Source organism: Dietzia lutea (assembly GCF_003096075.1).
GTDB lineage: Bacteria > Actinomycetota > Actinomycetes > Mycobacteriales > Mycobacteriaceae > Dietzia > Dietzia lutea.
Map to the genome: position 1 here is coordinate 3,765,641 of NZ_CP015449.1, position 8,723 is coordinate 3,774,363.

An 8,723-nucleotide genomic window follows, 5' to 3' on the forward strand; every position below is an offset into this window, starting at 1 on the left:
CGCCAGCATGGCCGACACCCCTAACATCGTCGACGTCACCGAGGCCGACTTCGCCGACGCCGTCCTCGCCGCCAGCGCCTCCAAGCCGGTGCTCGTGGACTTCTGGGCCACCTGGTGCCGTCCGTGCACGATGATGGCCCCGGTCCTCAACGAGCTCGCGGGCGCCGAGTGCGACAAGCTCACCGTCGCCAAGGTGGACGTCGAGGCCAACCAGGAGCTCGCCGCCGAGTACCAGATCACGGCGATCCCCGCGCTCCTGCTGTTCTCCGAGGGCCAGCCCGTCAAGCGCCTCACCGGCGCCAAGTCCAAGTCGGCCCTGCGCTCGGAGCTGGGCGACATCCTGGGTTCCTGAGCGTCTCTCCGAGTGCGTCTGAGAGCCCCCTGAGCGGTCCCCCGCCGCCCGGCGCGGAGACGGCATTCAGGAGGGCGACGCGGTAAGTTCATGCGGGTACGTAACTCGAGGAGAGCGGGAGGAGCCCCATGGCGTGGAGGCGTGGTGACCGTGGGCCCGAGGTGGCCGCGATCCGGGCCACCCTCGCGGGGATGGGTCTGCTGCACAACATCGATTCGGTCGGGATCACCGAGCCGGAGACCGGCTCGATCCTCGCCCGGACCGATGCGGTGTTCGACGCCGATCTGGAGACGGCCGTTCTGGCCTTCCAGCAGGCCCGTGGGCTGATCTCCGACGGAATCGTGGGCCCGGCCACCCAGGCCGCGCTCGACGACGCCAGCCACGTCCTGGGGACCCGGGACCTAAGCTATCTCGTCTCCAAGCCGATGGCCGGGGACGACGTCGCCCAGCTCCAGCGGCGTCTCGGAGAGCTCGGGTTCTACGCGGGGCTCGTCGACGGGACCTTCGGTGCCCTCACCCACGCGGCGGTCACCGACTTCCAGCGGGACTGCGCCCTCGACGCCGACGGCGTGGTGGGCGCCGAGACCCTCGACACCATCAACCGCTTCTCAACCCTCTTCAAGGGCGGCGATGTGGCGTCCCTCGTGGAGAAGGAGCGCGCCCGCACGTCCGGGCCGATGCTCGCCGGGAAGCGCATCGTGCTCGACCCCGGCCCCAGCGGTTCCGAGAACCCGATCCGCATCGAGACGCCGTACGGGACCATCACGGACGCCGAGCTCCTGTGGGACATCACCCGCCGCCTCTCCGAGCGCATGAACCAGGCCGGCGTGGAGGTCTTCCTCTCGCGGCCCGAGGCGATGATCCCCACCGATCCCGAGCGCGCGGAGATCGCCAACGCGTTCAACGCCGACCTCATCATCTCCCTGCGGCTCGACCGCCACCCCAACCCGGTGGGCAACGGGGTCGCGACCTTCTACTTCGGTAACTCGCTGGGCGCGGAGTCCATGCTCGGCGAGGCCCTGTCGGGGTTCATCCAGCGGGAGATCGTCAGCCGCACCGAACTGCGCGACTGCCGCACGCACGGCCGCAGCTGGCCACTCCTGCGGATGACCCGTATGCCGTCCGTGCAGATCTACCTCGGGTACGCCCACAACGCCGGCGACCTCGCCATCCTGGGGGACCGGAACGCGCAGGACACGATCATCGATTCGATCCTCGTGGGCGTCAAGCGCCTCTACCTGCTCGACGAGGACGATCACCCCACCGGGTCGATGTCCGTCGACGATCTCATCGACTACGAGCAGCGCCAGCGAAGCTGAGCCCGGCGGCTCGACCCACACACGCACACCGCGCTGGGGCGCTCAGCCCCCGCGGCTCTCAGCGAGGTGGCGCTCAGTACCGCGGCGCCCGGCTCCGGGCCGCCTGCGCCCGGGCCGACGCCCCAGACAGCACGCCTAGCCGACGGGTGGCGAAGCCCCGCTCCGCGAACAGCTGATCGAGCGCGCGCTCGACGTCCGCCTTCCACAGGTGCTCGCTCTGGATGTCGAGGCGGAGCCTCGGGTGGGTCTCGTGCGGCGCGATGATGGTGAATCCGTGCTCGATGAGGAAGCTCGTCGCCGGCACGCACGAGTCCGCGCCGCACCCGTCACGTGACGCTATCTCGCCCGTATTCTCGGACGTCACCCCGAACGCCTCGATTGCCTTGATTCCGCGGCTCCGGAGGTCAACGACCACGGCATCGAGGAGCGAGGTGAGCACCCCGGCGGGCGCGCTGCCCTCGACGCTCATACCCGCCAGGAGGATCGCGTCGGCGCCGACCGGCGAAGTCGGGAAGCATGACGCCCGAGGGATCATCCCGGGAGGCGCGTAGAAGGCCGCCGCCGCGGGCCGGTCGGCGGCCCGTGCGATCTGTCCGCACACGCCCCACTCGAGCGAGACGTGGGAGATCCACGCCTCCTTCTCGAACTCCGGATCCCCGGGGGTGCCACTCGTCGAATCGCCGTCCGTCTGCCAATAGATGCAACGCCGCGCCCGCGGGCCGAGATGGTCCACGGCGGACAGGTCCAACGAACGAATCGAGATCATCGGGTCGTACCGGTTGACCCGCCCTCGAGTAGAGCGAGGACACGGGCCAGATCGTCTGCGTCCCCGACGTCGATCGTGATGCGGCCCTTCCGGCGCCCCATCGTCACCGATACCGACGTCTCGAAGCGGTCGGACAGTCTTCCGGCCACCGCCTCGAGCTCGGGGTCCTTCCGACGACCGCGGGGGGCGGGCTTCGGCTTGTCCGAGGCCTCACCGGCGTCACGGTTGGCGAGGGTGACGATCTCTTCCGTGGCGCGCACCGACAAGCCCTCGGCGACGATCCTGGCGGCGAGCTCGTCCTGCGCGGCGGCGCCCGCCTCGAGTCCGAGGAGCGCGCGGGCGTGCCCTGCGGACAAGACGCCGGCGGCGACCCTGCGCTGGACCGCGGTGGGGAGCTGGAGGAGTCGGATGCTGTTGGTGATGGCGGGCCTGGACCGCCCGATCCGGTTGGCGAGCTCGGACTGTGTCACGTGGAACTCGTCGAGCAGCTGCTGGTACGCGGCTGCCTCCTCCAGCGGATTGAGCTGCACCCGGTGGATGTTCTCGAGCAGCGCGTCGCGGAGGAGGTCCTCGTCCTCCGTCTGGCGGACGATCGCGGGGATCGTCGCCAGCTCGGCCCGCTGGCTCGCGCGCCAGCGACGCTCACCCATGATGAGCTGATACCGGCCGCCGGACATCTCACGGACGACGATCGGCTGCAGCAGGCCGAACTCCTTCACGGAGTGCGCGAGCTCGGCGAGCGCCTCCTCGTCGAAGTACGTCCGCGGCTGCTTGGGGTTGGGGTCGATGTCGGTCGGCGAGATCTCCCGATAGACCGCCCCCGGGTCGACCAGATCGGCGGTTTCACGTGAAACCTCGTCCGAACGGTCGCCGCTATCACGGGCCGGCGTTTCACGTGAAACAGGGTCCCGGACACGGTCCGCACTTGCGCCGGACGTCGACGACCCGGCGCTGTCTGCGGCGGCCTGCGGGCCCTCGGCGGAGGAATCCGCCGGCGCCGCGGGATCCGTCGAAGGGCGACGGGGGCGCGGGGGAGAGGTGCGAGGGCCGCCCGCGCGGGGGCCCAGGATCACGTCGGCCGCATCGCTACCGAGCCGCGGTCCGTCGCCGGGTCCCGTGGGGATCAGGGCCGCCAGACCGCGTCCGAGACCACCCTTGCGTTGCTGACTCATCGATTCTCCTCCGGACGCGTCTCGTCCGCGCTAGTGCCGGGGGCGGGGGTGCCCACCAACTCGTCCGTCGTCGTATCGACGCCCCGGCCGCTCACGCCACGACCGTTGACGCCCCTGCCGTTGATCTCGCGGGCCGCGTCGAGGTAGGCCAGGGCACCTCGTGATCCCGCGTCGTACTGGAGGATGGTCATCCCGAATCCCGGCGCCTCCGACACCTTCACGCTCCGGGGGATGACAGTCCGTAGCACGGTGTCGCCGAAGTGGTTCCGTACTTCACCCGCGACCTGCTCGGCCAGCTTCGTCCGGCCGTCGTACATCGTGAGCATGATCGTCGAGATCTCGAGCTCGGTGTTGAGGTGCTGCTGGATCAGCTCGACGTTGCGCAGCAGCTGCCCCACGCCCTCGAGTGCGTAGTACTCGCACTGGATGGGGATGAGCACCTCGCTCGCGGCCACCATCGCGTTCACGGTGAGCAGGCCCAGGGAGGGCGGGCAGTCGAGGAAGACGTAGTCGATGCCGAGCAGCCGGAGGTCGTCCGGGTGGAGGACCTCGGCCAGACGCCGCTCCCTGTGGGGCAGGCCGACGAGCTCGATCTCCGAGCCCGCGAGATCGATGGTCGCGGGGATGCAGTACAGCCGCTCGGCATGGGGGCTTTTCTGCATGAGGTCCTCGATCGAGGCCTCCCACATCAGCAGCTCGTAGCTCGACGGCGTCCCCTCGCGGTGGTCCACGCCGAGCGCCGTGCTGGCATTGCCCTGGGGATCCATGTCGATGACGAGGACACCCAGTCCGCCGAGAGCAAGAGCGGCGGCGAGATTCACGGTGGACGTCGTCTTCCCGACGCCGCCCTTCTGGTTGGCGATCGTGATGATGCGCGGCGTCTCAGGCCGGGGGAGTGCGGGGGCATCCCCGTGGAGCACCTCGTTCGCCTGCCTCGCAGCCGCGAAAATCGGGGTCTCGTCGTCGGACATCCGTCACCTTTCGACTTCCATCATGGACACCGGCGGCGCAGCATCCGCTGCCCGTGGAGTCAGCGTTTCACGTGAAACCGACACGATCCCGGGCCGGATGCCCGGGCCGGTCACCGACCGCGGCGTCCTCCCCCGCGAGATCGCGAGCCACGGTGTCCCATCCTAGTCGCCAGGGTGCCGATCACCAGCCTCGTCGGTTCGGCATCGGGGGCGGCCACGGTCTCGACGCGAAGCCCGTCGAAATCGAGCTTGGCGAGTGCCGCGCGATCCCGTTCGACCTCGTCTGCCGCGGACTCACCCTTCAGCGCGACCATGCGCCCGCCGACACGGAGAAGGGGAGCGGACCACCCGGCTAGCTTGGCCAGCGGCGCCACCGCACGGGACGTCACGACGTCGGCATCTCCCGCCGTCGCGATGATGCCCTTCTCCTCCGCGCGGCCGCGCACCACCCGGACCTCGATCCCCAGCTCGTCGATAATCTCCTCCAGGAAGGTGACGCGGCGCAACAGGGGCTCCACGAGCGTCAGCCGGAGATCCGGTCGGGCGAGGGCCAACGGGATCCCCGGCAGGCCGGCGCCGCTGCCGATGTCCACGATGGCCTCCCCGACCCCGAGGGCAGACGCGGCCGCAGCCGAGTTGAGAACGTGACGATCCCACAGACGAGGACGCTCCCGCGGCCCCATCAAACCCCGCTCCAATCCCGCGGTGCCGAGGAACTCGACGTACCGGATCGCCAGCGGGAGACGCTCGCCGAACACGCCGGCGGCGCCGGCCGGTACCGCGGGACCGGCGCTGTCACGTGTCGTTTCGTATGTCGTGTCGTCGGTCATGACGTTTCGCTCCCTCGATCGGGCCCGGGCCCGGTTTCACGTGAAACATCGAAACCACATCGATGTCATTCTCTGCCAGACACGCGCCAGGGGTGCGAGCCGCTCGACTCGCACCCCCTGTCGCGTGAGGGCCGGTCACTCCGGCAGGACGACCACCCGGCGGTTCGGCTCGACCCCGGTCGAGTCCGAGGTGACGCCGTCGATCTCCGCGATGGCGTCATGGATGATCTTCCGCTCGAACGGCGTCATCGGCTCCATCTCCTCCGACTCCCCGGACTCGAGCACACGTTGGGCGGCGACACGACCGGCATCGGTCAACGCCTCTCGCTTGGCCTCACGCCACCCGGCGATGTCCAGCATCAGTCGACTGCGGTCGCCCAGCTCCTGCTGGACGGCCAGACGGGTCAGTTCCTGGATCGCATCGAGCACCGCGCCATCGGGCCCCACGAGCGTGTCGAGATCGTCGCCACCGACGATGCTCACGACGGCGCGGTCGCCCTCGACATCGAGGTCGATGTCCCCGTCGAAGTCCAGGATGTCGAGGAACTGCTCGAGATAGTCACCGGCCACCTCGCCCTCCTCGACCAATCGTTCCTCGGACACCTCGATGCTCCTCTTGGACATGGACCCGCCTCCGTCGTGACCGCCGATCGCCGCACCCGCATGAGCCGACGAGTATCTACCCCAAGTATGGGACAAGGTCCCCGACGCCGGAGCATCGGGGACCTTGTCCAGTTGAGTGCCCTACCGGGTCACCGCTTCTTTTTCTTCTTCTTGTTCTTGGGCCGCGATCCGGAGGCCTTCTGAGCCGGCCTACTCCGCTGTCCGCCCGGCGCCTGGGGTCGCTGCCCCGGGCGGGGCCCGCTCGGCGCGGGCGAGGCGGGAGCGGCCTTCGGCGGGACCACCTCGTCGTCGTCCCTCTTCACCTCATCCGCTCCCACGGTGGGCGCGGTGGCCACGGCGGTGCCCGACGCGGCGGTCGCCCCGCCACCACGGGCCTTCTTCGGGTTGACCGGCTTCACACCGACGCGCGGGGCGAGCGCCTTCTGCTCCTCACGGCGCACCAGCGCGGCGGCGTCGTCCTCCTTGGCCATCCTCTCGTAGAGGAAGTACTGCTGGCCCAGGGTCCACAGGTTGTTGGTCACCATGTAGACGAGGATCGCCATCGGCCAGAACGCGCCGGTCACCAGGATGCCGATGGGGAACGCCCACAGCATCAGCTGGTTCATGATCTTCGCCTGCGGGTTCGCCGCCGCCTCCGGCGACTGACGCGACAGCGACACACGTGCGTTGAAGTGGGTCGTGACCGCCGAGATGATCATCAGCGGGACGGCGACGAGGATGATGTTCCAGCGGGCGAAGTCGAGCGCGGCGCCCGGCTCGACGAAGGCCTGGAACTGCTCGACCGGCTGGGAGATGAACGACGACAGCGGGGCACCGAACAGGCGGGCATCGAGGAAGCTCTGGACCTCGTCCGCGTTGAACACGTAGTTGCCCGTGTTGCGCGTCTCCTCGGCCGTCATCCCCAGTGCGCCGAACTGCTCACCCATCCGGTTGAACGAGCGCAGCACGTGGAACAGGCCCAGGAACACGGGGATCTGGATGAGCATGGGCAGACAGCCCAGCAGCGGGTTGAAACCCTCCTGCTTCTGCATCTTGCGGGTCTCGACGGCGAGCTTCTCGCGGTCGTTCTTGTACCGCTTCTGCAGCTCCTTCATCTTGGGCTGCAGCTCCTGCATCTTGCGGGAGAAGCGGATCTGCTTGGCCGCCGGCCAGAAGAGCAACGCGCGCAGCGTGACGACGAGGAAGATCACCGACAGCGCCCAGATGACGCCGTTGGAGTCCGGCGCCTCGACCCAGGGGAGCAGCCCCCCGAGGAACGCGAAGATCTTGTGCCAGAACCAGAGGATCCCGGAGATCGGGTAATAGACCAGCGGGTTGGTGATGAACGACATGGGTGTGTGAGTCCTAGCTACGTTCGTGAATTGTGGTCGTGCGCATCATGCTCGTCCGGTGGATCCGGCGCCCGTGGCTCCGGGACCGGGTCCCACCCGCCCGGCGTCCACGGGCCGCAGCGCAACAGTCGCCGCACCGAGAGCCAGGTGCCGTACCACGCGCCGTGGACGCGCACCGCCTCGACGGCGTACGCGCTGCAGGTCGGCTCGAAGCGGCAACTCGGCGGGGTGAGCGGCGAGATGCCCTTCTGGTAGAAGTCCAGCATCCACAGCAGGACCCGCGCCACGGGTCCCGGACGGGCCCGGGTCACGAGGCCCCCCGCGCCCGTGCCGCCGCAGCGGCCAACCCGGTTCTCATATCCCGCACCAGATCCGCATGAGGGGCCGTCGCCGACGCCGGGTTCGCTCGCACGACGACCATGAGGTCTGGGTCGACGTCCGCCAGCACCTCGGCTGCGATATGACGAAGCCGCCGGCTGACCCGGTGGCGTGTCACCGAGTCCCCGACGGCTTTGCTCACGACGAGCCCGAAACGCGGACCGCCCACGCGGACATCCGCGGAGTCCACGTGGGCGTGTACGACCATGGTGCGGCGGCCCTTCCTGGCACCCTTACGCACCACCGTCGCGAAATCAGCGGAACGGTGGAGCCGGTGCGACCTGGGAAGCACGCGCCACCCCGGCCGGGATCAGGCCGTCAGCGAGGCGCGGCCCTTGCGACGACGGGCGCCGACGATGCCACGGCCGGCGCGCGTGCGCATCCGGAGACGGAAACCGTGCACCTTGGCACGACGACGGTTGTTCGGCTGGAAAGTCCGCTTGCCCTTGGCCATGGTTGGCTCCTCACGTGAAGTCGGCGCCGTGACCAGCGCCTGTTCGAGTACGAGACGTCGTCGAATCACCGGGGTCGGCGGCACCACGACGCGCCGTGCGCCCGCGGGCGCACGACAGACTGTTCAAGATTACGCGGACGACGCGCCGACCACCAAACCGTGTAATCCCATTTGTCCCACCGTCACCACTTCGCAGGCCATCTCGACACGCCCACGGCCGCGACGCTTGACTTCCGGCCTCCAGTCGATCTTGAGGGTTGCCCCTGGCTGGGACGTGTTGTTACGGTCATTCACCAACACGCCCCCAGGCTGTACATAACCGCAGATCCGAACCAGTACCACCGATCCCTCGCCGCCCATCCTCCACCTACGCACCGTCCACGGGAGAAGTCTGTCTTTCCACAGCTGTGGACAACCATGTGGATACCTCAGTGGACCTGCGTCGGAGGCTGTGGATAGAGTGTGGTGTCCGGCCTGGCCGGCCCCCCGGCCCACCGGGATCGCCCGACACGCTGACGAGAGGAGA

Annotated in this window: 11 protein-coding genes; 2 read left to right on the top strand and 9 right to left on the bottom strand. The window is 69.0% G+C overall.

Features of this window, described 5'->3' with window-relative positions:
• Positions 1–7: 7 nt before the first annotated feature.
• Both trxA and A6035_RS17355 read left to right on the top strand, forming a co-directional pair.
• Positions 8–352 carry a thioredoxin gene (gene trxA / locus A6035_RS17350; RefSeq protein WP_108848960.1) on the top strand — a complete coding sequence of 115 codons (345 nt, stop codon included), beginning with the start codon at positions 8–10 and terminating at the stop codon, positions 350–352.
• 128 nt (positions 353–480) lie between these two features.
• Positions 481–1,671: an N-acetylmuramoyl-L-alanine amidase gene (locus tag A6035_RS17355; protein ID WP_108848961.1), complete on the top strand. Its 1,191-nt coding sequence runs from the start codon at positions 481–483 to the stop codon at positions 1,669–1,671.
• A 73-nt stretch (positions 1,672–1,744) separates the two neighbouring features.
• Here the strand turns inward: A6035_RS17355 and A6035_RS17360 are convergent, their stop codons facing one another.
• The 9 genes from A6035_RS17360 to rpmH form a co-directional block, all read right to left on the bottom strand.
• Entirely contained in the window at positions 1,745–2,437 is a 693-nt protein-coding gene (locus A6035_RS17360; RefSeq protein WP_108848962.1) for a hypothetical protein, read from the bottom strand.
• The gene (locus A6035_RS17365) at positions 2,434–3,609 is read right to left on the bottom strand and encodes a ParB/RepB/Spo0J family partition protein (RefSeq protein WP_108848963.1); all 1,176 of its coding nucleotides are present in this window, start codon (positions 3,607–3,609) and stop codon (positions 2,434–2,436) included. Before A6035_RS17365 ends, A6035_RS17360 begins: the two co-directional genes overlap by 4 nt.
• On the bottom strand, positions 3,606–4,580 hold the full coding sequence (locus A6035_RS17370; protein ID WP_108848964.1) for a ParA family protein: 975 nt from the start codon (positions 4,578–4,580) through the stop codon (positions 3,606–3,608). The genes A6035_RS17365 and A6035_RS17370 overlap by 4 nt, the downstream gene beginning before the upstream one ends.
• Before the next feature lie 110 nt (positions 4,581–4,690).
• On the bottom strand, positions 4,691–5,410 hold the full coding sequence (gene rsmG / locus A6035_RS17375; protein WP_108848965.1) for a 16S rRNA (guanine(527)-N(7))-methyltransferase RsmG: 720 nt from the start codon (positions 5,408–5,410) through the stop codon (positions 4,691–4,693).
• A 135-nt stretch (positions 5,411–5,545) separates the two neighbouring features.
• Complete coding sequence (locus A6035_RS17380) at positions 5,546–6,034, bottom strand: Jag family protein (RefSeq protein WP_108848966.1); 489 nt, start codon at positions 6,032–6,034, stop codon at positions 5,546–5,548.
• A gap of 128 nt (positions 6,035–6,162) precedes the next feature.
• Positions 6,163–7,365, bottom strand: a complete 1,203-nt coding sequence (gene yidC, locus A6035_RS17385; RefSeq protein WP_108848967.1) for a membrane protein insertase YidC — start codon at positions 7,363–7,365, stop codon at positions 6,163–6,165.
• 17 nt (positions 7,366–7,382) lie between these two features.
• Positions 7,383–7,676, bottom strand: a complete 294-nt coding sequence (yidD, locus tag A6035_RS17390; protein WP_108848968.1) for a membrane protein insertion efficiency factor YidD — start codon at positions 7,674–7,676, stop codon at positions 7,383–7,385.
• On the bottom strand, positions 7,673–8,035 hold the full coding sequence (gene rnpA / locus A6035_RS17395; RefSeq protein WP_108848969.1) for a ribonuclease P protein component: 363 nt from the start codon (positions 8,033–8,035) through the stop codon (positions 7,673–7,675). The genes yidD and rnpA overlap by 4 nt, the downstream gene beginning before the upstream one ends.
• Positions 8,036–8,053: 18 nt before the next feature.
• Complete coding sequence (gene rpmH / locus A6035_RS17400; RefSeq protein WP_007629603.1) at positions 8,054–8,197, bottom strand: 50S ribosomal protein L34; 144 nt, start codon at positions 8,195–8,197, stop codon at positions 8,054–8,056.
• Positions 8,198–8,723 lie beyond the last annotated feature (526 nt).